The organism is Bradyrhizobium sp. ORS 86 (assembly GCF_045571475.1).
Taxonomy (GTDB): domain Bacteria; phylum Pseudomonadota; class Alphaproteobacteria; order Rhizobiales; family Xanthobacteraceae; genus Bradyrhizobium.
On sequence record NZ_CP120699.1, the window covers coordinates 4746085 to 4767866 of the forward strand.

The 21782-nt window shown below is 65.4% G+C and carries 20 protein-coding genes; 6 read left to right on the forward strand and 14 right to left on the reverse strand.

The window, feature by feature from the left end; genetic code table 11:
- Positions 1-508 precede the first annotated feature (508 nt).
- Positions 509-1045, forward strand: a complete 537-nt coding sequence (locus P6U25_RS22235) for a hypothetical protein (RefSeq protein ID WP_407146908.1) — start codon at positions 509-511, stop codon at positions 1043-1045.
- A gap of 50 nt (positions 1046-1095) precedes the next feature.
- Here the strand turns inward: P6U25_RS22235 and P6U25_RS22240 are convergent, their stop codons facing one another.
- The 4 genes from P6U25_RS22240 to P6U25_RS22255 all read right to left on the reverse strand — a co-directional run bounded on the left by P6U25_RS22240 (position 1096) and on the right by P6U25_RS22255 (position 6826).
- The gene (locus tag P6U25_RS22240) at positions 1096-2367 is read right to left on the reverse strand and encodes an NAD(P)/FAD-dependent oxidoreductase (RefSeq protein ID WP_407146909.1); all 1272 of its coding nucleotides are present in this window, start codon (positions 2365-2367) and stop codon (positions 1096-1098) included.
- The gene (locus P6U25_RS22245) at positions 2367-4031 is read right to left on the reverse strand and encodes a thiamine pyrophosphate-binding protein (protein WP_407146910.1); all 1665 of its coding nucleotides are present in this window, start codon (positions 4029-4031) and stop codon (positions 2367-2369) included. The genes P6U25_RS22240 and P6U25_RS22245 overlap by 1 nt, the downstream gene beginning before the upstream one ends.
- 362 nt (positions 4032-4393) lie before the next feature.
- Positions 4394-5539: an acyl-CoA dehydrogenase family protein gene (locus P6U25_RS22250; protein ID WP_407146911.1), complete on the reverse strand. Its 1146-nt coding sequence runs from the start codon at positions 5537-5539 to the stop codon at positions 4394-4396.
- Positions 5540-5641: 102 nt separating this feature from the next.
- Positions 5642-6826: a lipid-transfer protein gene (locus P6U25_RS22255; protein WP_407146912.1), complete on the reverse strand. Its 1185-nt coding sequence runs from the start codon at positions 6824-6826 to the stop codon at positions 5642-5644.
- 73 nt (positions 6827-6899) lie between these two features.
- Here P6U25_RS22255 and P6U25_RS22260 point away from each other — a divergent pair, with 73 nt between their 5' ends.
- Together P6U25_RS22260 and P6U25_RS22265 are read left to right on the forward strand one after the other, a co-directional pair.
- Positions 6900-7685, forward strand: coding sequence for a TetR/AcrR family transcriptional regulator (locus tag P6U25_RS22260; protein WP_407146913.1), 786 nt, complete (start codon positions 6900-6902; stop codon positions 7683-7685).
- On the forward strand, positions 7615-9171 hold the full coding sequence (locus P6U25_RS22265; protein ID WP_407146914.1) for an acyl-CoA synthetase: 1557 nt from the start codon (positions 7615-7617) through the stop codon (positions 9169-9171). Before P6U25_RS22260 ends, P6U25_RS22265 begins: the two co-directional genes overlap by 71 nt.
- Positions 9172-9280: 109 nt before the next feature.
- On the opposite strand, the gene P6U25_RS22270 is transcribed toward P6U25_RS22265, so the two are convergent.
- Entirely contained in the window at positions 9281-10105 is an 825-nt protein-coding gene (locus P6U25_RS22270) for an SDR family NAD(P)-dependent oxidoreductase (protein WP_407146915.1), read from the reverse strand.
- Positions 10106-10138: 33 nt separating this feature from the next.
- Entirely contained in the window at positions 10139-10321 is a 183-nt protein-coding gene (locus P6U25_RS22275) for a hypothetical protein (protein ID WP_407146916.1), read from the reverse strand.
- Between the two features lie 156 nt (positions 10322-10477).
- Between P6U25_RS22275 and P6U25_RS22280 the strand changes: the two genes are divergently transcribed.
- Both P6U25_RS22280 and P6U25_RS22285 read left to right on the forward strand, forming a co-directional pair.
- Positions 10478-10771 (forward strand): hypothetical protein, encoded by a 294-nt coding sequence (locus tag P6U25_RS22280; protein ID WP_407146917.1) that lies wholly within the window; start codon positions 10478-10480, stop codon positions 10769-10771.
- A gap of 179 nt (positions 10772-10950) precedes the next feature.
- The gene (locus P6U25_RS22285; protein WP_407146918.1) at positions 10951-11571 is read left to right on the forward strand and encodes a TerC family protein; all 621 of its coding nucleotides are present in this window, start codon (positions 10951-10953) and stop codon (positions 11569-11571) included.
- Positions 11572-11745: 174 nt separating this feature from the next.
- Here P6U25_RS22285 and P6U25_RS22290 read toward each other — a convergent pair whose 3' ends face one another.
- From P6U25_RS22290 to P6U25_RS22305, 4 genes are all read right to left on the reverse strand, one after another.
- The gene (locus P6U25_RS22290) at positions 11746-12492 is read right to left on the reverse strand and encodes an RraA family protein (protein WP_407146919.1); all 747 of its coding nucleotides are present in this window, start codon (positions 12490-12492) and stop codon (positions 11746-11748) included.
- Between the two features lie 556 nt (positions 12493-13048).
- Positions 13049-13924 (reverse strand): CDP-diacylglycerol--serine O-phosphatidyltransferase, encoded by an 876-nt coding sequence (gene pssA / locus P6U25_RS22295; RefSeq protein ID WP_407146920.1) that lies wholly within the window; start codon positions 13922-13924, stop codon positions 13049-13051.
- A 78-nt stretch (positions 13925-14002) separates the two neighbouring features.
- The gene (locus P6U25_RS22300; protein ID WP_407146921.1) at positions 14003-14701 is read right to left on the reverse strand and encodes a phosphatidylserine decarboxylase; all 699 of its coding nucleotides are present in this window, start codon (positions 14699-14701) and stop codon (positions 14003-14005) included.
- A gap of 54 nt (positions 14702-14755) precedes the next feature.
- Positions 14756-16744: an ABCB family ABC transporter ATP-binding protein/permease gene (locus P6U25_RS22305; RefSeq protein ID WP_407146922.1), complete on the reverse strand. Its 1989-nt coding sequence runs from the start codon at positions 16742-16744 to the stop codon at positions 14756-14758.
- A gap of 213 nt (positions 16745-16957) precedes the next feature.
- Between P6U25_RS22305 and P6U25_RS22310 the strand changes: the two genes are divergently transcribed.
- Positions 16958-17563, forward strand: coding sequence for a TIGR00730 family Rossman fold protein (locus tag P6U25_RS22310; protein WP_407146923.1), 606 nt, complete (start codon positions 16958-16960; stop codon positions 17561-17563).
- A 161-nt stretch (positions 17564-17724) separates the two neighbouring features.
- Here P6U25_RS22310 and P6U25_RS22315 read toward each other — a convergent pair whose 3' ends face one another.
- The 4 genes from P6U25_RS22315 to cysS form a co-directional block, all read right to left on the reverse strand.
- Entirely contained in the window at positions 17725-18102 is a 378-nt protein-coding gene (locus tag P6U25_RS22315; protein ID WP_407146924.1) for a VOC family protein, read from the reverse strand.
- Positions 18103-18214: 112 nt separating this feature from the next.
- A complete protein-coding gene (gene cimA, locus P6U25_RS22320; protein WP_407146925.1) occupies positions 18215-19813 on the reverse strand; it encodes a citramalate synthase in 1599 nt (532 codons plus the stop codon).
- Positions 19810-20316 carry a GNAT family N-acetyltransferase gene (locus P6U25_RS22325; protein ID WP_407146926.1) on the reverse strand — a complete coding sequence of 169 codons (507 nt, stop codon included), beginning with the start codon at positions 20314-20316 and terminating at the stop codon, positions 19810-19812. The genes cimA and P6U25_RS22325 overlap by 4 nt, the downstream gene beginning before the upstream one ends.
- Positions 20313-21728: a cysteine--tRNA ligase gene (gene cysS, locus P6U25_RS22330; RefSeq protein ID WP_407146927.1), complete on the reverse strand. Its 1416-nt coding sequence runs from the start codon at positions 21726-21728 to the stop codon at positions 20313-20315. The genes P6U25_RS22325 and cysS overlap by 4 nt, the downstream gene beginning before the upstream one ends.
- Between the last annotated feature and the right edge of the window lie 54 nt (positions 21729-21782).

The following is a 21782-nucleotide window of genomic DNA, read 5'->3' on the forward strand; positions in this document are numbered from 1 at the left end:
GCCAAGGCTTCGACGGACAAGTCGCTTCGCTCGGCGGACGCGAGTTTGCGATTTAACTGTCAAACAGCGTAGTGCCGTCATCACCCGCGCATGCGGGTGATCCAGTATTCCAGAGACGCCAGTGCTTGAGCCGAGAGGCCGCAGCGTACTGGATGCCCGCCTGCGCGAGCATGACGACTGAGAGGGATGTGACTCCGCATTTCTCGCGACATGATGTGTCCGAGCTGTGCATCTCGTTTCGCCGCTCTGAAAGAAGGCGCGGGGAAAGCCGGGTGCCGATCGCACAGTTCTGTGCGTCAAGTTCAGCAAAATTGATCATGGGGTCCGGCCGAACCATCCTCTCGGAGCCGCCGTCGCTCGCTTGCCCAACAGCGCAGCGCTGGCGAGCGACGGCGGCCCAGGCAGCGCCGCGGCTCGCCGATCAATCGCTCGAGGATTGCATTTGCGCGCTATCGGGAATCCGCGTCACGGTATGCCGCATCGCCGTCGAAGCCCAAGGAGGGTCTCCGTGGCGAAGCCCGCCAAGAGTCGCAGCATCAAGATCGAGTTCGAAAAAACGGATGAAGACCCGGCACTCGGCGCAGCGGAAACCAGAGGCTCCGTCGCTGGCCATCGGCCTATTGCACGAGATGCAATTCATGTGTCCTGCAATGCGAGAGCATTCCATTGGTTCCAAAATTCGGACCATGCGTCGCTTCGGCGTAGGAACCGATTGAATCTGCTGGCGTCGGTGAACTCGGGCAACCTCGCCATTGAATTAACAAAGGGCAACCGAGACGGCGATCTCTGCGGTTACGGTCTGTCGAGAGCGCAACGCCTCTCACCCGGATTGCGCCGGACGATGCCTCGCATCGCCGAGCGCAATCCGACCTCTCCCAACGGTGAGAGGTGGACCGACGCCCCGGCGAGTCGATCGACCCAAACTCATCTCGCTTTTAGGCAGCAGGACGAAAGCAGCACGAAGACGGTTGTCCGCGCCCTGCTCGGTCAAACGCAAGACATCAAGCATCGCCGGCGATCAGCCTGCACCGGCCAAGACACGTGATCGCACCCGCCGCCACCGCGGCGCGGCAAGATCTGAGGCCGGCGCCGCGGCTAGAGGAAACGTGACGGCGCAAACGGCTGAAGCCGGATCTCCGGCTGTTTGCCGCTCACCAATTGCGCGACGACCCGGCCGGTGCGCGCCGAGCCGACCAGACCGACATGACCGTGGCCGAACGCGTAAACGACGTCGCGGGTGGCGCGCGCATAGCCAATACAGGGCCGTCCATCGGGCATGCTCGGGCGGTGGCCGAACCAGGTCTTGATGCGTGATGCGGGAATAGTCCTGGGCAGCTTCGGAAACATGCTGAGCAGATTGTCGCGCAGGATCTCGGCGCGCTTCCAGTTCGGCTCGGCGTCCAGCCCTGCGATCTCGACGGTGCCCGCGGCGCGCAGACCCTTGTCGGTCCAGTTGACGACCATCTTGGCGTCTGACGCCATCATCGAATTGCGCGGACCCGATTCCGGATCCTCGATCATGACGTGATAGCCGCGCTCGGTCTCCAACGGCAGCGGATCGCCGATCGATGCGGTGAGTTGCTTCGAGCGCGCGCCGGCGGCGACGACGGCGGCATCGCAGGCGATCTCGCCGCGCTCGGTGACCACGGCGACGAGCTTGTCGCCGTCGAGCTTTAGGCCGATTGCCTTGGCCGCGACGCGGACGGCGCCGTTCGCGATCGCAAGACTGGCGAGCGCTGCGACATAGGCCCCGGGATCGCGGCAGCGCCCGGCCTCCTCCACCACGACGCCGAATTTGTAGCGCGGATCGAGATCGGGCTCGCGCTGGCGCATCTCGTCTTCATCGAGCTCCAGCCATTCGATGCCGACGCGCTTGCGGATGCGCCAGCCGAGATCGCGGTCGAACGGCGCGCGGGACGGAAACACGTGCATCACCCCTCGCCGCTCGATCAATTCAGGCACGCCGGCTTCTTCGGCGAGTTGCCTGTGCAGCAGCGGCGCATCCTTCAAGAGATCGCGCATCGCCCGCGCGGTGGCTTCGACCTGCGCCTCGGTCCAGCTCGACAGCAGATACCTGACCAGCCAGGGCAAGGCCTTCGGCAGATAGGACCAGCGGATCGCCAGCGGCCCGAGCGGATCCATCAGATAGCCAGGGACCTTCTTCCAGGTGCCCGGCTCGGCCGGCGGGATTACCGAATGCGACGAGAGCCAGCCGGCATTGCCATAGCTCGCCGCCTGTTCACCTCCAGGCTCGCCCGGATCGATCAGCGTGACGCGATGGCCTTCGCGCAAGGCCTCGATGGCGCTGATGACGCCGACCGCGCCGGCGCCGATGATCGCGACGTGACGACCCGCAGGCTGTGCCATCAACGCGCCGCCTGCTGCGGCACAAAGTCCTTGCCGACCGACAGCGCGCGCTGATCGACCAGGCAATGCAGGATTGCGGGCTTGCGGGAGGCCAGCGCGCGCTCGAATGCCGGCGCGAAGTCCTCGGTGCGCTCGACGCGTTCGCCGTGGCCGCCGAACGCCTTGGCGTAGAGCGCGAAGTCCGGATTCTTCAGTTGTGTGCCGACGACGCGGCCCGGATAATCGCGCTCCTGGTGCATGCGGATGGTGCCGTATTGCGCGTTGTCGATAATGACGACGATCAGCGGCGCGTCGTACTGCACGGCGGTGGCGAACTCCTGCCCGTTCATCAGGAAGCAGCCGTCACCGGCGAACGCCACGACGACGCGATCCGGAAAGTGCCGCTTGGCCATCACAGCCGCCGGCACGCCGTAGCCCATCGAGCCCGAGGTCGGCGCAAGCTGGGCCGCGAACGCGTGGAAGCGATGGTGGCGATGCAGCCAGCCGGCGTAATTGCCGGCGCCGTTGCAGACGATCGCGTCCTTCGGCAGCCGGTCGCGCAGCCAGGTGACGACCTGACCGTACTGGAAGTTACCGGGCAATTCGCGCGGCTTCTCGGTCCAGGCGAGATAGTCCGCATGCGCCTTCGCGGCCTCACCCTTCCAGGCCGGCGTTGCTGATGGCTTCATGGCCTCGACCGCGGCGGCGAAGGCGGCCGGCGTTGCCTGGATCGCGAGCGCCGGCTGATAGACGCGACCGAGCTCGTCAGAGCCGGGATGGACGTGAATGAGCTTCTGCTGCGGTACCGGAATGTCGAGCAACGTATAGGACGAGGACGGCATTTCCGACATGCGGCCGCCGATCAGCAGGATAACGTCGGCACCGGTGATGCGGTCCTTTAACTTCGGGCTGGGGCCAATGCCGAGGTCGCCGGCGTAATGCTGATGATCGGCATCGAACAACGAGGCGCGGCGGAACGAGGTCGCGACCGGCAGATCGAACCGTTCGGCAAAGCGCGCAATGCCCTTGGCCGCCTCCGCCGTCCAGGCCGAGCCGCCGAGCACGACGATCGGCGCCTTGGCCGAGGCCAGCATCGCGCCGAGACGCTCGAGATCTGATGGCGCCGGCCAGGTTGCGGCGGGCTCGACGCGCGGCGCATCGGCGACCGCCGCGGTCTCGGTGAGCATGTTCTCGGGCAGCGAGATCACGACAGGACCGGGGCGGCCCTGCAACGCGACACGGAAGGCGCGCGCGACCAGTTCCGGGATGCGGTCGGGGCGATCGATCTCGACCGCCCATTTCGCCATGGTGCCGAATACTGCCTTGTAGTCGAGTTCCTGGAACGCCTCGCGCTCGCGCATGCCGGTGTCGACCTGGCCGACGAACAGGATCATGGGGGTCGAGTCCTGCATCGCGATGTGCACGCCATGAGCGGCATTGGTCGAGCCGGGGCCACGGGTCACGAAGCAGATGCCCGGACGTCCGGTGAGCTTGCCATAGGCCTCCGCCATCATCGCCGCCCCGCCTTCAGCGCGACAGATCATCACATCGATCGGGCTGTCATGGAGGGCGTCCAGCGCCGCGAGATAGCTCTCGCCCGGCACGCAGGTAACGCGCTCCACCCCTTGCGCGACCAGTTGGTCGATCAGGATCTGGCCTCCGGTGCGGGCATTGCTTTTGGTCATGAGGGCTCCCTAACGGATAGTGGCGCGTGTCGAGGCGTCGCGCGGATTGCTCCGAACGGGGTATGATAGACGGAAATACGGCGCAAGGCCGAAGTCGCCGCGGGAGACCGCGGCAACGACGAGCCATGCGACAGGGAAAGGACAGCGCGGCGGCGTCACCGATTTCCGCAGAACGGGCGGTTGCTGCCCGATCGGCCCAGCACGTCTGCGGACGCCGCGTTGCCCCTCATGGTGAGGAGCGCGGAACGCGCGTCTCGAACCATGAGGCCCCGCCTTCGGCCTGCATCCTTCGAAACGCCGCTTCGCGGCTCCTCAGGATGAGGGGTTATGGCGCTTGTGACGCAGCAGAACGGTTGCCAGCCTCACAGCGAGCGCGCGATGAGGAGCTTCATGATCTCGTTAGTGCCGCCATAGATCTTCTGGATGCGGGAATCGATGAACATCCGCGAGATCGGATATTCCTGCATGTAGCCGTAGCCGCCGTGGAGCTGGAGGCATTCGTCCGCAGTCTCGACCTGCTTCTGCGAACACCACCATTTCGCCATCGAGGCCGTCACCGTATCGAGATCGCCGGCAACCAGGCGCTCGACGCACCAGTCGACAAAGACGCGGGCGATCATCGCCTCGGTCTTGCGCTCGGCCAGCTTGAAGGCGGTATTCTGGAACTCGAGCAGGGGCTTGCCGAACGCGTTACGCTCTTTGGTGTACTCAGCGGTGATCTTCACCGCGCGCTCCATCGAGGCGACGGCGCCGATCGCGAGCGACAGCCGCTCTTGCGGCAGTTGCTGCATCAACTGCACGAAGCCGTTGCCCTCCTCGCTTCCGAGCAGGTTCTCCGGCGGCACCACGACATTGTCGAAGAACAATTCGGAGGTGTCGGAGGCGTGCAGGCCAATCTTGTCGAGGTTGCGGCCGCGCCGATACCCTTCCGCGCCTGCGGTCTCGACCACGATCAGCGACAGCCCCTTGGCGCCCGGACCGCCGGTGCGCGCGACCACGACGACGAGATCGGCAGCCTGGCCGTTGGTGATGAAGGTCTTCTGGCCGTTGATGACGTAGGAATTGCCCTGCTTCCTCGCCGTGGTCTTGACGCTCTGCAAATCCGAGCCGGTGCCGGGCTCGGTCATCGCGATGGCGCCGACCATCTCGCCGGACGCCATCTTGGGCAGCCAGCGCGTCTTCTGCTCCTCCGAACCGTAGTTGAGGATGTAGTGGGCGACGATCGCGCTGTGCACGGAGACGCCGGTGGTCAGCTCCGGCACCGTGCTCTCGAGATCGTCGAGCACGGCGGCGTCATAGGCAAAGGTGGTGCCGAGACCGCCATAGGCCTCCGGCACGCTCGGCAGCAACGCGCCCATCTCGCCGAGCGCGCGCCAGGCCGAGCGGTCGACCAGTTTCTGCGCGCGCCAGGTCTCGGCGTGCGGCGCCAGATCCTTGGCGAGAAACTTGCGGAACTGGTCACGGAAGGTGTCCAGCTCCTCGGTCATCCAGGACGATCGGTATTGCATCATGCCCTCGCAATCAAATCGGCAGACCGCCGCCCGCGACGATCACCCGACCGCTGATGTAATTCGATTCCTGGGAGCAGAACAGATCGACCATGCGGGACCTCAGGCACGCTCGTAGAGCGTCACGACGCAGGCGCCGCCGAGGCCGAGATTGTGCTGCAGCCCGATCCGCGCGCCCTCCACTTGCGTGGCCGCCGCGATGCCGCGCAACTGCCGCGTCAGTTCGTAGCATTGCGCAAGTCCGGTGGCGCCGAGTGGATGGCCCTTCGAGAGCAGGCCGCCGGACGGATTGGTCACGATCCTGCCGCCATAGGTGTTGTCGCCGTCATCGATAAAGCGCGCCGCCTCGCCCTCGCCGCACAGCCCAAGCCCTTCATAAGTGATCAGCTCGTTGTGGGCGAAGCAATCATGCAGTTCGACGACGTCGAGATCGTCAGGCCCGATGCCGGCCTCTTCATAGACCTTCTTTGCGGCATCGCGCGCCATGTCGTAGCCGACCACCTGCATCATGTCGCCGGCCGCAAAGGTCGAGGGCGTATCCGTCGTCATCGCCTGCGCCGCGATGCGCACCTGCTTGTTGAGGCCGTGCTGGTCGGCGAATTTCTCCGAGACCAGGATCGCTGCGGCGCCGCCGCAGGTCGGCGGGCACGCCATCAGCCGCGTCATCACGCCGGGCCAGATCACCTGGTCGTTCATCACGTCGTCGGCCGTGACTTCTTTACGGAACAGCGCCAGCGGATTGTTCTTGGCATGGCGGCTCGCTTTCGCGCGCACCTTGGCGAAGGCGTTCAGCGGCGTGCCGTATCTCTTCATGTGGCTTAAGCCCGCGCCGCCGAAATAGCGCAGCGCCAGCGGCACGCCGGGCGCGTCGACCAGCTTGGCGGCGGCGGCATCGAAATCGTCGAACGCGCTGGGGCGATCGGTGAAGACAGCCCCTAACGCGCCGGGCTTCATCTGCTCGAAGCCGAGCGCCATCACACAATCGGCCGCGCCTGATTCAATCGCCTGCCGTGCCAGGAACAGAGCGGTCGACCCGGTCGAGCAGTTGTTGTTGACGTTGACGATCGGGATGCCGGTCATGCCGACCGGATAGAGCGCGCGTTGCCCGCAGGTGGAGTCGCCGTAGACGTAACCGACATAGGCCTGCTGCACACGGCCGTAATCGACCCCGGCGTCGGCCAGCGCGAGCTTGGCGGCTTCCGCGCCCATCACGTGATACGGCGCGTTGGCGCCGGGCTTGACGAACGGGATCATGCCGACCCCGGCAACATAGGCGCGCGACGTCATGGTCGTCCTCCCGAAATTACTCCCTGGACTATTTATTACCCATGGGTAATATACGGCACATTTCCTGGAGTCAATGCGACACGCACCGCACGCCATGGACGCCCGCGCTCCCTCCTCCAACTCCCCCTCGCCCTGGCTGCCGTTCGAAAGCCGGCGTCGCGCCCGCGACGAGAAGCGCGAAGCGGTGTTGCGCACTGCCGTCGCGCTGTTCCTGGAACAGGGCTATCACCGCGCCACGCTGAACGATGTCGCCAAGCGACTCCACATCACCAAGCCGGCACTCTACAATTACTTCCGCAGCAAGGACGAGATCCTGTTCGAGTGCTGGTCGCTCGGCAACGAGCTGGTCGACGATTGCATCGCCGAGACTTCGGCCGGCGGCGGCAGCGGCCTCGACAAGCTGCGCAAGCTGACCGTCCGCTACGCCGAGCTGATGACCACCGACTACGGCAAGAGCCTGGTCCGCTTCGACCTCCGCGATCTCAACGAGGACAATCGCAAGATCGTGCAGACGGCGAAGCGGCGGATCGACCGCGCCTTCCGCAGCTATATCGCCGAGGGTATCGACGACGGGTCAATCAGGTCGTGCGATCCGAAGCTTTCGGCCTTCGCGATCGCGGGCTCGTTGAACTGGATCGGTCACTGGTTTCAGCCCGGCGGCCCGATGACCGGCAAGGCGGTCGCCGAGGAATTCGCGATCCGCCTGACCGAGGGGATCGTCGCGACGACAACGCGCAAGAAGGCGGACAAACCGCCTCGCACGGGAAACGCAGCAAGGGAGGACAGGAGTGAACATCACGCACGGACTGCGGCGCGCGCTGCAGGTCAATCCAAACGGGCTCGCGGTCGTCTGCGGTGAGCGGCGTCGCAACTGGCGCGAGGTCGGCGACCGCGTCGCCCGACTCGCCGCCGGCATGCGCGCTATCGGCGCCAGCGACGGCGACCGCGTCGCGATCCTGTCGCTGAATTCCGACCGTTATCTCGAACTTTATCTCGCCGTCGGCTGGGCCGGCGCGGTGATCGTCCCGCTCAACATCCGCTGGTCGCAGATCGAGAACGAGGACGCGCTGCGTGATTGCCGCGCTGGGATCCTGTTCGTCGATAAGGCGTTCGCGCCGGTCGGCTCGACGCTGGCCAAGGCCATTCCAGGATTGACCCTCGTCTATGCCGACGATGGTGCGACGCCCGAGGGCATGGAGAACTACGAGACTCTGATCGCGCACAACCAGCCGATCCCGGACGCGATGCGCGGCGCGAGCGACCTCGCCGGCATCTTCTATACCGGCGGCACCACCGGCCGCTCCAAGGGCGTGATGCTGAGCCACGGCAATCTGATGGCCAACGCGCTGAACGCGCTCGGCGAAGGCCTGTGGCCGGGCACCTCGGTGTACCTGCACGCCGCACCGATGTTCCACCTCGCCAACGGCGCGGCGATGTATTCGGTGCTGCTGTCCGGTGGCTCCAATGTCGTGATCCAGAGCTTTACGCCCGAGGGCGTCGCAGCGGCCATGCAGAAGGAGCGCGTCACCGACGTCTTGCTGGTGCCGACCATGATCCAGATGTTCGTCGATCATCCGACCCTCGGCAATTACGACCTGTCATCGCTGCGACGAATCTCGTACGGCGCCTCGCCGATCAGCGATGCCGTGCTGACGCGCGCGATGAAGGCGCTGCCGCATGTCGAGTTCACCCAGGCCTACGGCATGACCGAGCTGTCGCCGATCGCAACGCTGCTGCACTGGAAGGAGCATATCGGCGAGGGCCGCGCCAAGGGCCGGCATCGCGCTGCCGGCCGCGCCACGCTCGGCTGCGAGGTCAAGATCGTCGACGCGAACGACAAGATCGTGCCGGCGGGCACCGTCGGCGAGATTGCGGTGCGCGGCGACGTCGTGATGATGGGCTATTGGGAACGGCCGGAGGAGACCGCGCGCGCGGTGATCGACGGCTGGATGCACACCGGCGACGGCGGCTACATGGACGAGGACGGCTTCGTCTACGTCGTCGACCGCGTCAAGGACATGATCATCTCCGGCGGCGAGAACGTCTATTCGGCCGAGGTCGAGAACGCGCTGGCGCAGCATCCTGCGGTGGCGCAATGCGCCGTGATCGGCATCCCGAGCGAGCGCTGGGGTGAGCAGGTCCATGCCGTCGTCGTGATGAAGAGCGGCGCCAGCGCCACGCCGGACGAGCTGATGGAGCACTGCAAGGCGCTGATCGCCGGCTACAAGTGTCCGCGCAGTGTCGACATCACCTCGACACCGCTGCCGCTCTCCGGCGCCGGCAAGATCCTGAAGCGCGAGTTGCGGCGGCCGTACTGGGAGAACCGCGACCGGCGCGTGAGCTGACGCGCGCTACGTGGCGCTGCTACAGACCGCAGCGTGGATGAACGATGCGTAACCACCGTTTCGCGGCCAAGATGGTGGGTTACGCCTCCGGCTAATCCATCCCACGCGGTCAACCCGACAATCCGGCCAACTTTAGGCTTAGCGCTCGTAACTTGCTGCGCGCTTCGGCATCGTAGGCTTGCGCGTGGGCGCGGGCCTCGCGCATGCCATCGAAGAACAATCCGCTTCGGTCGGCGACGTCGTCGCCATGGACCAGATGCAGGATGGCGTCGCCGCCCTGCTCCACGGTCGACATCGGCGTGGTGCCGCTGGCCCGGACCATCGTGGTGTTCATGTAGGTCGCCGGATGCAGCGCGTTCACGGTGACGCCGCTTCCCTGTAACTCCGCTGCGAGGTCGATCGTGAACATGATCTGCGACAGCTTGCTCTGCGCGTAGGCCCTGCCGCCGCTGTAGTTCCTCGTGATCATCACGTCGTCGAAATCGATCGGATGCTGGCCGAGCGAGGCGACTTGTACAATGCGCGCCGGGGCGCTCGCCTTCAGCCGCGGCAGCAGCAGATGCGTGAGCAAGAATCCGGCGAGATAGTTCACCGCGAAACGCAGCTCGTGCCCGTCCTTGCTGGTCTGTCGCGCCGGCCCTTCATTCTGCGAACCGATGCCGGCGTTGCTGACGAAAACGTCGAGCCGCTCCTGATCGTCCAGCACCAATTGGGCGAACTCGCGGACATCAGCGAGCGAGGAGAGATCGGCCTGATAGAACATCGGCTCGCGGCCGCTGACGCGCTTGATCTCGTCGGCGAGCGTCTGCGCCCGCTGCGTGTCGCGGCCATGGATCAGGACGTGGGCGCCGGCGGTGGCGAGCTTCATCGCCACATAGCGACCGACGCCATCGGTGGACCCGGTGATCAGCACCGTCTTGCCTTCCATCTTCATCGCCGTCGTCCTTTTGTCGTCCGTGCACCAGCATCAAAGATAGTCGGCGATATCGACTTTGCCATGGCGTGAGACCTGCCGCCAGAACGGCTTTATAAGTGCAACGATGTAGTCAGACACCTTAAGATCGTCGTGATCGTCTCCACCCCGGGTCATTGCCACGCAGTCGGTCGCGCGGCGCGGCGCCGCACGGAACACCCGCTCCTGCGGCGCCACGCCGCGTCTCGACATCAAGCGGTTCTGGTATCCTCCGCATAAGTCGACGAAGCCAAGGCGGGCGATTGCGGCCAGGCAGGCGCGAACGGGCACAGGATGTTCCGATCGTCTACAGACAGGATCATGCGGAATACTCCATCACCGGAGCCATTCGGCATGCTGGTCCTGTTCGGCGTGCTGACCGCATTGCCGGCGATCGTGGCGCTCCGGCTGCTTGAGCCGGGGCTGGTCCTGCCCGTGCTCAGCATCCTGCTGTTCGCGCAGGCCGCAATCGCCGCGGTCGTGGCGTACGCCATCCGCGTGCGAACCACTTCGGCGCACTTGAACCTATGGGATCTTGCCGGTGCGTTCACCCTGATGGGATGTGCAGCGGCGATCCTCGGCGAGCCGGATCAGGCGGCGCTGTTCTTCGAGGAACAGGCCGCGCTGCGTCCGGCGTCGCGACCGTAAATCCCAGGCCGGGCCCCTCTGGCAGCCACAAGCTGCGATGTCGGACTGGAACATTTGGAGTGGCCCTGCTTCGACCCGCGACGCGAATTTGCGCCGTGGTGGATTTTGTCGTCGCACGACGGCAACAACCAGCACTGTCGAACCCGGTCCACTCTCCGACCTCAAGGGGAGCATGACCCATGTCCGAACTTCTCACACTCGATACGTTCAGCGCGTTGTTGCAGGTCATCCTGATCGACCTCGTGCTGGCCGGCGACAACGCCGTCGTCATTGGTCTTGCCGCCGCGGGCCTGCCCGAGCGGCAACGCACCAAGGCGATCCTGATCGGCATCGGCGCCGCGACGCTGCTGCGCATCCTGTTCGCCGTCGTCACGACGCAGCTCATGCAGGTCGTCGGTCTGTTGCTGGCGGGCGGCATCCTGCTGCTGTGGGTATGTTGGAAGATGTGGCGTGAGCTGCGCGCGTCCGCGGCCGGCGAAACGGGGGGGCACGGCGCTGACGGCGCGAAGGTGCCGCGCAAGACGCTGCTTCAGGCCACCACCCAGATCATCGTCGCTGACGTCTCGATGTCGCTGGACAACGTGCTGGCGGTCGCGGGCGCCGCGCGCGAGCAGCCGATCGTGCTGGTGTTCGGCCTGATGCTCTCGATCGCGCTGATGGGCGCGGCCGCCTCGTTCATCGCCCGGCTGCTGCAAACCCATCGCTGGATCGCCTATGTCGGCCTGCTGGTGATCCTCTATGTCGCGATCGACATGATCGTTCGCGGCGTCTCCGATGTCGCCCGGATCGCGCCGGCCTGACCGGCACCGGCGGTGCCGGAAATTTACCTCTCCCTTGGGAGAGGTCGGCGCGTAGCGCCGGGTGAGGGGTCACGGTCTCTCGTAAGAGTTGCGCCCCTCACCCGATTTGCTGCGCAAATCGACCTCTCCCCGCTGGGGAGAGGTGATCGAGAGAGCGCGTGGAAACCTTGTACGTCAGTGGATTTCGGCCGAGCGCTTCAGGGCGTCCTTCAGCTTCTCGAGCGTGAAATCCTTGGAGCGCGCGATCTCCAGGATCGGCGCCTCGCGGCGGCCACACAGCTCGGCCGCTTCGGGCAGCTTGGCCGCGACCTCGTAGGGGATCACGACAGCGCCGTGGCTGTCGGCGTGGATCAGGTCATTGGAGCGTACCGTCATCCCAGCGACGCGGACCTCGCCGCCGAAGCTCTCCGCATGCACCCAGGCATGCGACGGGCCGATCGAGCCGGCCAGCGCCTGGAAGCCCGGCGCCCATTGCGGCGTGTCGCGGATCGAGCCGTCGGTGATGACGCCGAGGCAGCCCAGCGCCTTGTGCACGTTGCTCTGCACCTCGCCCCAGAACGCGCCGTAGCCGACGTCGGGCCCGTCGATGTCCTGAATCACCGAAATACGCGGTCCGGCGCCGGTGCCGACATATTCGTAATATTCGATGCGGCGCTTCGACTGCTCCTCGGCCGAAAGGCCGGATTTCAGCACCGAGCGAATCGTCGCGGTGCGGGCGTAGCCGACGATCGGCGGCAGGGTCGGAAACGGGCAAACCAGCGGCTTCACGGTGTAGCCGATCAGACGGCGCTCCGGCGCCACGATCTCCATCGCGTTGCAGATCGTCGGCGTGTCGTAGCGCGCCAACGCTTCGAGGACGGAGGCTGGAAGCGGGGCGGAAGCGGATGTCGTCACGGCGTTTCTCTCCTGATTATTTGGCATCGGCCGGCCTCAGGCTATAGCCGAGATCGAGCACGAACCCAACCAAGGCAACGCTCATGGCTGATATTTGGGAGATGCGAACCGGCGTTCTCCGTCATTGCGAGTTCGGACCGGCTTGAAGTCGCCTAGATGCACTGGACCAAACTTGATCTGGCACTCACCCACTTCTTCCTAGAGGGCGGATTCTTCCTAGAGGGCGGAACGAGATGCAAAGCTCGACAAATCATGTCGCGAGCATGCGGATGCACATTCTCTCTCAATCGTCATGGCCCGCCACCGGGTCGCGCGAACGCGCGCCCGATGACAGGCTCCGGCGGGCCATCCAGTACACCGCGGCCTCTCGGTTCAAGCACCGGCCCCTCTGGAATACTGGATCACCCGCATGCGCGGGTGATGACACCGCGCTGTTTGACGGAGCGAAGCGACGAAGCAATCCACGGTTCAGCATGTGTGGCCGGATGGATTGCTTCGCGGCCTGTCATCGGGCGCGCATTCGCGCGGCCCGTTGCCTCGCAATGACGTGGATAGGGCTTGGCTTTCAGACCTGCGGCCCGCCTCAGTTCAACCTTGCCGGACGATTGTCCTGGTCGTTGCTGGCGGCCGGCGGCGCATAGGCCGGTGCCGCTGTCGGCGCCGGTGCGCTCGCTCCCTGGGTCTGCACGGCAAGCTTGCGCTCCTGGTCGCGATACGACTTCCAGCCCCACGGCAGGCTGATCAGATAGAGCACCGAGCCCGCCGACAGGATGTGCCAGGGATAGCCGATCAAGAGCGCGACGAAGAACACCACCGCGACGAACACCGGCAGCACCATTTCCGGCGGCACCCGCATCTTCACCGTCTTGCCGGAGAATACCGGCAGCCGCGACACCATCAGGAACGCAACCAGCAGCGTATAGAATGCCGTCAGCGTCGCCGGCGGCATCGGCACGCCGAGGAAAGCGAGATAGATCGGCAGCAGCACGGTGATCGCGCCGGCCGGCGCTGGCACGCCGGTGAAGTAATTGGCGGCGAAGGCCGGCTTGTTGGGATCGTCGATCGAAGCATTGAAGCGCGCCAGCCGCAGGCCGCCGGAGATCGCGAACACCATCGCGGCGATCCAGCCGCCATTGTTCAGCTCATGCAACTGCCAGAAATACAGGATCAGGCCGGGCGCGACGCCGAAATTGACGAAGTCGGCCAGGCTGTCGAGCTCGGCGCCAAATTTCGACTGGCCCTTGATCATGCGCGCGACCCGGCCGTCGATGCCGTCGAGGATCGCGGCGAACACGATCGCGGCGACCGCAAGCTCCATCCGCCCTTCCGTCGACAGGCGGATCGCGGTCAAGCCGGCACAGATCGCCAGCAGGGTGATCATGTTCGGCACGAGCATCCGCACCGGGATCGGGCGGAACCGCCGGCGGCGAAACTCGGGGGAGTCTGGGTCGAATGGCATCATGGCTTACGAATATAGCAAGCACGCGCCCGCTCCGCCAATGGCAGGAACCGGCTGATTGGGCTGGCAAAAGCAGCGTTAATCGGCGCGGAACGTCCGGCCGGCATCGGCGCCGCGGAAATCCGCCAAAATCGTCTCGCCGGCGATCGCGGTCTGGCCCTCGGAGACCAGCGCCCTGGTGCCCTCGGGCAGATAGACGTCGAGCCGCGAACCGAAGCGGATCAGGCCGAAGCGCTCGCCGGCGCCGATCGACTGTCCTTCCTTGACGAAGCAGACGATGCGCCGCGCCACCAGCCCGGCGATCTGGATCACGCCGATCCGGCCGTTCGGCGTCGAGATCACCAGCGAATTGCGCTCATTGTCCTCGCTCGCCTTGTCGAGCTCGGCATTGATGAAGGCGCCCGGCCGATAGGCGATGCGGTCGACGCGGCCGGCCACCGGGCTACGGTTCACGTGGCAGTTGAACACGCTCATGAAGACCGAGACCCGCGGCAGCGGCTTGTCGCCGAGACCGAGTTCGGCCGGCGGCAGTGCCTGGCCCACCATGGAGACGCGGCCGTCGGCCGGCGACACCACGATGCCGTCGCGCACCGGCGTCACGCGCACCGGATCGCGGAAGAACAGCGCGCACCAGATGGTGAGCAGCGTCCCGATCCACCCCAGCGGGGTCCAGATCCAGAACAGGATCAGACTCGCGAGCGCGAAGCCACCGATGAAGGGATAGCCCTCCGGGTGGATCGGCGGGATCTGCGCGCGGATGGAATTGGCGATGGACATCAGGACTCGCTGGGTTCCCCGCCCCTTCGGCGGGAGATCGGCGCCCTACTTCCTCTATTCCGCGGCGGTCGGCAAGGGTTTCTCGACCGTGACGGGGGCGGAATCCTGGCCCGGCTCGGCGACTGAGGGCGGCAGGCGGTTGGGCGTCTCGCTGTCGTCATCGATCTGCGCAAGCCGCTCGCGGGCCTCTTCGGCCTCGCGCTGCCGGTTCCACATGCCGGCATACAGCCCGCCGGCGGCCAGCAGCCGCGCGTGCGTGCCGCGCTCGGCGATGCGGCCCTGATCCAGCACGATGATCTCGTCGGCGCCGACGATGGTCGACAGCCGGTGCGCGATCACCAGCGAGGTGCGGTTGCGCGAGACCCGCTCCAACGCGTCCCGGATCTCGGCCTCGGTATGGCTGTCGAGCGCGGAGGTCGCCTCGTCCAGCACCAGGATCGGCGGCGCCTTCAGCACCGTGCGCGCGATCGCGACCCGCTGCTTTTCGCCGCCGGAGAGTTTCAGCCCGCGCTCGCCGACCTGCGTCTCATAGCCCTTCGGCGACATCCGGATGAAATGATCGATCTGAGCCAGCCGCGCCGCCTCCTCGACTTCGGTGTCGCTGGCGTCCCAGCGGCCGTAGCGGATGTTGTAGCGGATGGTGTCGTTGAACAGCACGGTGTCCTGCGGCACCATGCCGATCGCCGATCTGAGCGACGCCTGCGTCACCGATTTGATGTCCTGGCCGTCAATCAGGATGCGGCCGCCCGAGACGTCATAGAGTCGAAACAGCAGCCGCGAGATGGTCGACTTGCCGGCCCCGGACGGACCGACGATCGCGACCGTCTTGCCGGCCGGCACCTCGAAGCTGAGCCCTTTGAGGATCGGCCGGTCAGCCTCATAGGCGAAGCGGACGTCCTCGAAGCGCACACTGCCGGACGACACCACGAGCGGCCGGGCGTCCACCGTATCCTTCACTTCCGGATTACGCGCCAGCACATCGAACATCTTCTCGATGTCGATGATTGCCTGCTTGATCTCGCGATACACCATGCCCATGAAATTGAGCGGCTGGTAGAGCTGGATCATCATGGCATTGATCATGACGAAATCGCCCACGCTATGGGTGCCATTGCGGATGCCGAACGCACACATCAGCATCGTCGCGGTGAGACCCACGGTGAAGATCACCGCCTGCCCGGTGTTGAGCACCGCGAGCGAGGTATAGGTCTTCACGCTGGCCTGCTCGTAGCGCTCCATCGAGCGGTCGTAGCGCTTCGCCTCGCGTTCCTCGGCGCCGAAATACTTCACGGTCTCGTAGTTGAGCAGCGAGTCGATCGCCTTGGTGTTCGCCTCGGTGTCGGAATCATTCATCTTGCGGCGGATCTCGATCCGCCATTCGGTCGCGACATAGGTGAAATACATGAACACGACGACGGTGAGCAGCACCGCCAGCACGTAGCGCCAGTCGAACTGCCAGAGCAGCACCGCCGCCAGCAGGGCGACCTCGACGATGGTCGGGATCAACTGCAGGATCACCATCCGCACGATGGTCTCGATACCGGTGCGGCCGCGTTCGAGGACGCGGGTCAGCCCGCCGGTCTTGCGCTCGAGGTGGAAGCGCAACGACAGCTCGTGCATGTGGACGAAGGTGATGTAGGCAAGCCGCCGCACCGCGTGCATGGCGACATGGGCGAAGATGCCGTCGCGCCATTGCGTCAGCACCGCCATGATGACGCGCACCGCGCCGTAGCCGATCGTCATCAAGAGCGGCGACGCAATCAGCCACATCATCCAGTTGGAGGAAGCGACGGGCGCCGAGCCGGCGCCGTTCAGCGCATCGATCGCCCATTTGAAGGTGAACGGCACCGACAGCGTCGCAAGTTTCGCGAACAGCAGCAGCACCACCGACCAGACCACGCGCATCTTCAGATCGGCGCGATCGCCCGGCCAGATGTACGGCCAGAGATGAACGAGCGTGCCGATCAGCGTCGCCTTTTCGGCCGCCTGCGTCGTGGCTGCGGGCGGCTCGACGGCAGGCACATGCGCGTGCGGGGGCGCCATCAGGAGCCCGCCCGGGCCGCGGCGGCGCGCCCACTTGCCGACACATCTTTTCCACGGTTTGACATTCTCGCCGTCATATAGACCGTTTGATTGCCGCGTACAGAGTTGCGGCGAAAATCTTTCGCGATTCGCGGGAATTTACGGGATTTTTTCGCTCTCAATCCCCATATGCTATGCTTGACCCTTTTTACGCTGCAGTGCCACAAGGATCACATGAACCAAATTAAGACTGTCTGTGTCTATTGCGGCTCCGGCCCCGGTAACAATCCCCGCTTCGTTGAAGCTGCTGTCGCGCTCGGCAAGACCTTCGCCGAGAACAACGTTCGCCTGGTTTATGGCGGCGGGTCGATCGGCCTGATGGGCGCGGTCGCCAAATCCACCCTTCAGCACGGTGGCTCCGTCACCGGCATCATTCCGGAATTCTTGCGGGCGCGTGAGAACGCGCTGACATCGGTTCAGGAAATGATCGTCACGCCCGACATGCATGAGCGCAAGCGGCTGATGTTCGAGCGCTCGGATGCGTTCGTCGCCCTGCCCGGCGGCGTCGGCACGCTGGAGGAATTGGTCGAGCAATTGACCTGGCAGCAGCTCGGCCGTCACTCCAAGCCGGTGCTGCTCGCCAATATCGACAATTTCTGGGTGCCCCTGCTCTCGCTGTTGAACCACATGCGCTCGACCGACTTCATCCGCTCGACGCTCGACGTCAACGTCCTGATGGCCGACCGCGTCGAGGACATCCTGCCGCGGTTGCGCACGGCGCTGGCGCGGACGCCGGAGAGTGCCAAGGAGCTCGCACCGGACGTCGCGCGGCGGCTGTAACGCCGCCACGCGCTCGCAATCTATCTCCGTCATGCTGAGGAGCGGCGCTTGCGCCGCGTCTCGAAGCACAACGGCCCCGCCGGTAGCCGTCCGCCCTTCGAGGCTCGCTTCGCGAGCACCTCAGGACGACGGGTCGACAGCGACGCGGGGCTGAGTCCACCTCACTCGCTCGGAAAGGTCACGGCCTCGATACGATTGCCGTCGGGGTCGAGCACGAATGCTGCGTAGTAGCGGACGCGATCATGCGGGCGCAGGCCCGGCGCTCCATCGGAGCGGCCGCCCGCGGCAAGCGCGGCAACATGGAATGCGTCGACATCGGCGGTAGTTTTCGCGCGCAGGCAGATGTGCGTGCCGCTCTCGTGCGGCACTGGCGGCATTCCGGCGCGCAGATTGATCCAGAATTCCGGATAGGCCTTGCCGAAGCCGATCGTCGCCGGCCGGGTGACCAGGCACGTCAACCCGAGTGCGGCGAGCGTCGGCTCATAGAAGTGCGCCGCGTGTTCGAGATCGCGGACGCCGACGGAGATGTGATCGATCATGACTCCCTCCCTCCCGTCATTGCGAGGAGCGAAGCGACGAAGCAATCCATGCCACAGCGGGTGCGGAGGGATGGATTGCTTCGCTCGCAATGACGGCTGGCGCGCACCGCCCTCACGTCGGTGCGCCCGACTTCACCAGCTTGTACACCAGCGAATCCATTAGTGCCTGGAACGAGGCATCGATGATATTCGGCGAAACGCCGACCGTCGTCCAGTTGTCGCCGCTCTCGTCCTCGCTCTCGATCAGGACGCGGGTGACCGCCTCGGAGCCGCCATTGAGGATACGCACCCGATAGTCGATCAGCTTCAGGCCGTCGATGTACTTCTGGTACTTGCCGAGATCCTTGCGCAGCGCGACGTCGAGTGCGTTGACCGGGCCGTTGCCTTCGGCGGCCGAGATCAGCCGTTCGCCGTCGACGTCGACCTTCACCACGGCGAGCGCCACCGTGACGCGCTTGCCGTTGGCGTTGTAGCGCTGCTCGACGTTGACGTCGAACTGCTCGACCTTGAAATATTCCGGCACCTTGCCGAGCGTGCGCCGCGCCAGCAGCTCGAACGAGGCGTTGGCGGATTCATAGGCGAAGCCCGCCGCCTCGCGTTCCTTTAACTCTTCGACCAGTCGCGTCAGCCGCGGATCGCTCTTGTCGTAGGCGATACCGGCGCGGTCGAGCTCGGCCATGACGTTGGAGCGGCCGGCCTGGTCCGACACCAGCACCTTGCGGTGATTGCCGACCGATTCCGGCAGCACGTGCTCGTAAGTGTGCGGATCCTTCAGCACCGCGGAGGCATGGATGCCGGTCTTGGTGACGAAGGCGCTCTCGCCGACATAGGCCGCATGACGGTTGGGCGCCCGGTTCAGCATGTCGTCGAGCGTGCGCGACACCTTCATCAGCGTCGCCATCTTGTCCGCGGTGACGCCGATCTCGAACTTCTCCGCAAACTCTTGCTTCAACCGCAAGGTCGGGATCAGTGAGCACAGATTGGCGTTGCCGCAACGCTCGCCGAGCCCGTTGAGCGTACCCTGGATCTGCCGCGCGCCGGCACGCACCGCGGCCAGCGAATTGGCCACCGCCTGCTCGGTGTCGTTATGGGCGTGGATGCCGAGATTGGCGCCCGGTACATGCTGGATGACATCGCCGACGATGGTCTCGACCTCGTGCGGCATCGTGCCGCCATTGGTGTCGCACAGCACCACCCAGCGCGCGCCGGACTCGTAGGCTGCTTTCGCGCAGGCCAGCGCATAGTCTCGGTTTTCCTTGTAGCCGTCAAAGAAGTGCTCGCAGTCGACCATCACCTCGCGGCCGAGGGCCTTGGCCGCGGCGACGCTGTCGCGGATCGAGGCGAGGTTTTCCTCGTTGGTGGTCTCGAGCGCGACACGGACCTGGTAGGCGGAGGACTTTGCGACGAAGCAGATCGCATCCGCCTTGGCCTCGAGGATGCCGGCCAATCCCGGATCGTTGGAGGCCGAGCGGCCAGGCCGCCGCGTCATGCCGAAGGCGGTAAAGCGGGCATGGTCGAACACGGGCTTCTTGCTGAAGAACTCGCTGTCGGTCGGGTTGGCGCCGGGATAGCCGCCCTCGACATAGTCGATGCCGAGCTCATCGAGCATCCTGGCGATCACCTGCTTGTCCTGCAAGGTGAAGTCGACGCCGTTGGTCTGCGCGCCATCGCGCAGCGTGGTGTCGAACAGATAGAGGCGCTCGCGGCTCATGCGTGGCCTCCCGGGGTCGCAACACCGTCGAGCTTCTTCTGCATCGTGGTGTTGGCGAGCCATTCGCCATTGATGGTCACCGAATTGCGCTGCTGCGCGACGTAGCCGCGCTTGCGGAAGAACTCGAGCGCGGTGTCGCTGGCATCGACGGTCAGGGTCTTGGCGCCGCGCGCGCCCGCGATCTTCTCCAGCGCATCGCACAGCGCCGCGCCGACCCCCTGCCCCACCGCACTCGGATGCACGTAGAGCATGTCGATTTGGTCGGTGCCCTTCAGCGAGGCGAAGCCGACCGGCGCGCCCTGCAGCGTTGCGATCAGCGTGAGCTGGCCGGCGAGCTTCTTGCCGAACGCCGCTTCGTCCTCGGCGGCCAGCGCCCAGGCTTCCTGCTGCGCCTCGCTGTAGTCATCGCCAGTGAGGTCCGTGATCGACGCCGCGAAGATCGCCGCCAGGATCGGCGCATCTTCCGGCAGGAACGGACGGAGTGCGGGGGCGGAACGGCTCATGGTGCGACCTCCCAGGTCGTCATTGGCTTTCCTTCGGCATCCTTGCCGTCCTTGATCGCCACGCCCATGGCGGCGAGCAGATCACGGATCCGGTCGGACTCCTTGAAGTCCTTGCGCGCACGGGCCGCGCTGCGCTCAGCGATCAGCGCTTCGACCGCGTTGGCGTCGATCCCGCTGGCTTGCTGCTTGCGGCTCTTCCATGCAGCCGCGCTCTCCGACAAGAAGCCGAGCTGCCGCAGCGAACCGGCGAGCTCCCTGCGAGCCTGCTCGTCGGTTGATGCGGCGTGCCGCAGACCGTGCAGCACGGCCATCGCCTGCGCGGTGTTGAGGTCGTCGTAGAGCGCTTCGATCATCGCCGGCGACGGCGAGCCGGGTTCGGCGTCGGCCGCGACCGCGTACCAGTCGTCGAGCGTCTTCGCGGCCTCTTCGGTCGCCTTCACCGTCCAGTCGAGCGGCGAGCGATAATGCGTCTTCAGCATCGCAAGCCGCAGCACCTCGCCCGGCCAGTCGGCCAAGAGATCGCGGATCGTGAAGAAGTTGCCGAGCGACTTCGACATCTTCTCGCTCTCGATCTGCAGGAAGCCGTTATGCATCCAGACATTGGCCATGCGGTCGGCGTGGAAGGCGCAGCAGGTCTGCGCCAGCTCGTTCTCGTGGTGCGGGAACACCAGGTCGATGCCGCCGCCGTGGATGTCGAACTTCTCGCCGAGATGCTTCCAGGCCATCGCCGAGCACTCGATGTGCCAGCCGGGCCGGCCTTCGACCTTGATGCCCGCGGGTGACGGCCACGACGGCTCGCCCGGCTTCGACGGCTTCCACAGCACGAAGTCGGTATTGTCGCGCTTGTAGGGCGCGACGTCGACGCGGGCGCCCGCGATCATCTCGTCGAGCGAGCGCTTGGACAGCGAGCCATAGCGCGGCAGCACCGAATTGGCCGCATTCATCGCCTGCGGCGAGAACAGCACGTGATCCTCGGCGACATAGGCGAAGCCGCCGGCGACCAGCTTCTCGATGATCGCGCGCATCTCCGGGATGTGCTCGGTCGCGCGCGGCTGCACCGTCGGGGCCAAGCAGCCGAGCGCCGTGACGTCGTCCTGGTACTGCTGGTAGGTCTGCTCGGTGACCTTGCGGATCGCCTCGTTCAGCGGCACGCCGGGAAAGTCCCGCGCGGCGCGAACGTTGATCTTGTCGTCGACGTCGGTGATGTTGCGGACATAGGTCACATGACCCTCGCCATAGCGATAGCGCAGCACGCGGAACAGCACGTCGAAGACAATCGCGGCGCGGCCGTTGCCGATATGGGCAAAGTCATAGACCGTCGGTCCGCAGGCATACATGCGGACGTTATCGGCATCGAGCGGCACGAACGGCCGCTTCTCCCGGGTCAGCGTATCGTAGAGTCGCAATTCCATGGAAAACCCATCCCTTGCGGCCGGGCGGTCCAATGATCTCAGGGTGATTGAGAA

What these genes read in the sequence shown, in the direction of transcription:
- P6U25_RS22310 (WP_407146923.1), top strand. Translation starts at nt 16,958, where the DNA reads ATGAACCAAATTAAGACTGTCTGTGTCTATTGCGGCTCCGGCCCCGGT.
- P6U25_RS22290 (WP_407146919.1), bottom strand. Translation starts at nt 12,492, where the DNA reads ATGCCAAATAATCAGGAGAGAAACGCCGTGACGACATCCGCTTCCGCC.
- P6U25_RS22255 (WP_407146912.1), bottom strand. Translation starts at nt 6,826, where the DNA reads ATGACGTCGCGCGCCTATGTTGCCGGGGTCGGCATGATCCCGTTCGTC.
- cysS (WP_407146927.1), bottom strand. Translation starts at nt 21,728, where the DNA reads ATGGAATTGCGACTCTACGATACGCTGACCCGGGAGAAGCGGCCGTTC.
- P6U25_RS22260 (WP_407146913.1), top strand. Translation starts at nt 6,900, where the DNA reads ATGCGACACGCACCGCACGCCATGGACGCCCGCGCTCCCTCCTCCAAC.
- P6U25_RS22300 (WP_407146921.1), bottom strand. Translation starts at nt 14,701, where the DNA reads ATGTCCATCGCCAATTCCATCCGCGCGCAGATCCCGCCGATCCACCCG.
- P6U25_RS22240 (WP_407146909.1), bottom strand. Translation starts at nt 2,367, where the DNA reads ATGGCACAGCCTGCGGGTCGTCACGTCGCGATCATCGGCGCCGGCGCG.
- P6U25_RS22280 (WP_407146917.1), top strand. Translation starts at nt 10,478, where the DNA reads ATGCTGGTCCTGTTCGGCGTGCTGACCGCATTGCCGGCGATCGTGGCG.
- P6U25_RS22305 (WP_407146922.1), bottom strand. Translation starts at nt 16,744, where the DNA reads ATGGCGCCCCCGCACGCGCATGTGCCTGCCGTCGAGCCGCCCGCAGCC.
- P6U25_RS22325 (WP_407146926.1), bottom strand. Translation starts at nt 20,316, where the DNA reads ATGAGCCGTTCCGCCCCCGCACTCCGTCCGTTCCTGCCGGAAGATGCG.
- P6U25_RS22315 (WP_407146924.1), bottom strand. Translation starts at nt 18,102, where the DNA reads ATGATCGATCACATCTCCGTCGGCGTCCGCGATCTCGAACACGCGGCG.
- cimA (WP_407146925.1), bottom strand. Translation starts at nt 19,813, where the DNA reads ATGAGCCGCGAGCGCCTCTATCTGTTCGACACCACGCTGCGCGATGGC.
- pssA (WP_407146920.1), bottom strand. Translation starts at nt 13,924, where the DNA reads ATGCCATTCGACCCAGACTCCCCCGAGTTTCGCCGCCGGCGGTTCCGC.
- P6U25_RS22270 (WP_407146915.1), bottom strand. Translation starts at nt 10,105, where the DNA reads ATGAAGATGGAAGGCAAGACGGTGCTGATCACCGGGTCCACCGATGGC.
- P6U25_RS22285 (WP_407146918.1), top strand. Translation starts at nt 10,951, where the DNA reads ATGTCCGAACTTCTCACACTCGATACGTTCAGCGCGTTGTTGCAGGTC.
- P6U25_RS22245 (WP_407146910.1), bottom strand. Translation starts at nt 4,031, where the DNA reads ATGACCAAAAGCAATGCCCGCACCGGAGGCCAGATCCTGATCGACCAA.
- P6U25_RS22250 (WP_407146911.1), bottom strand. Translation starts at nt 5,539, where the DNA reads ATGCAATACCGATCGTCCTGGATGACCGAGGAGCTGGACACCTTCCGT.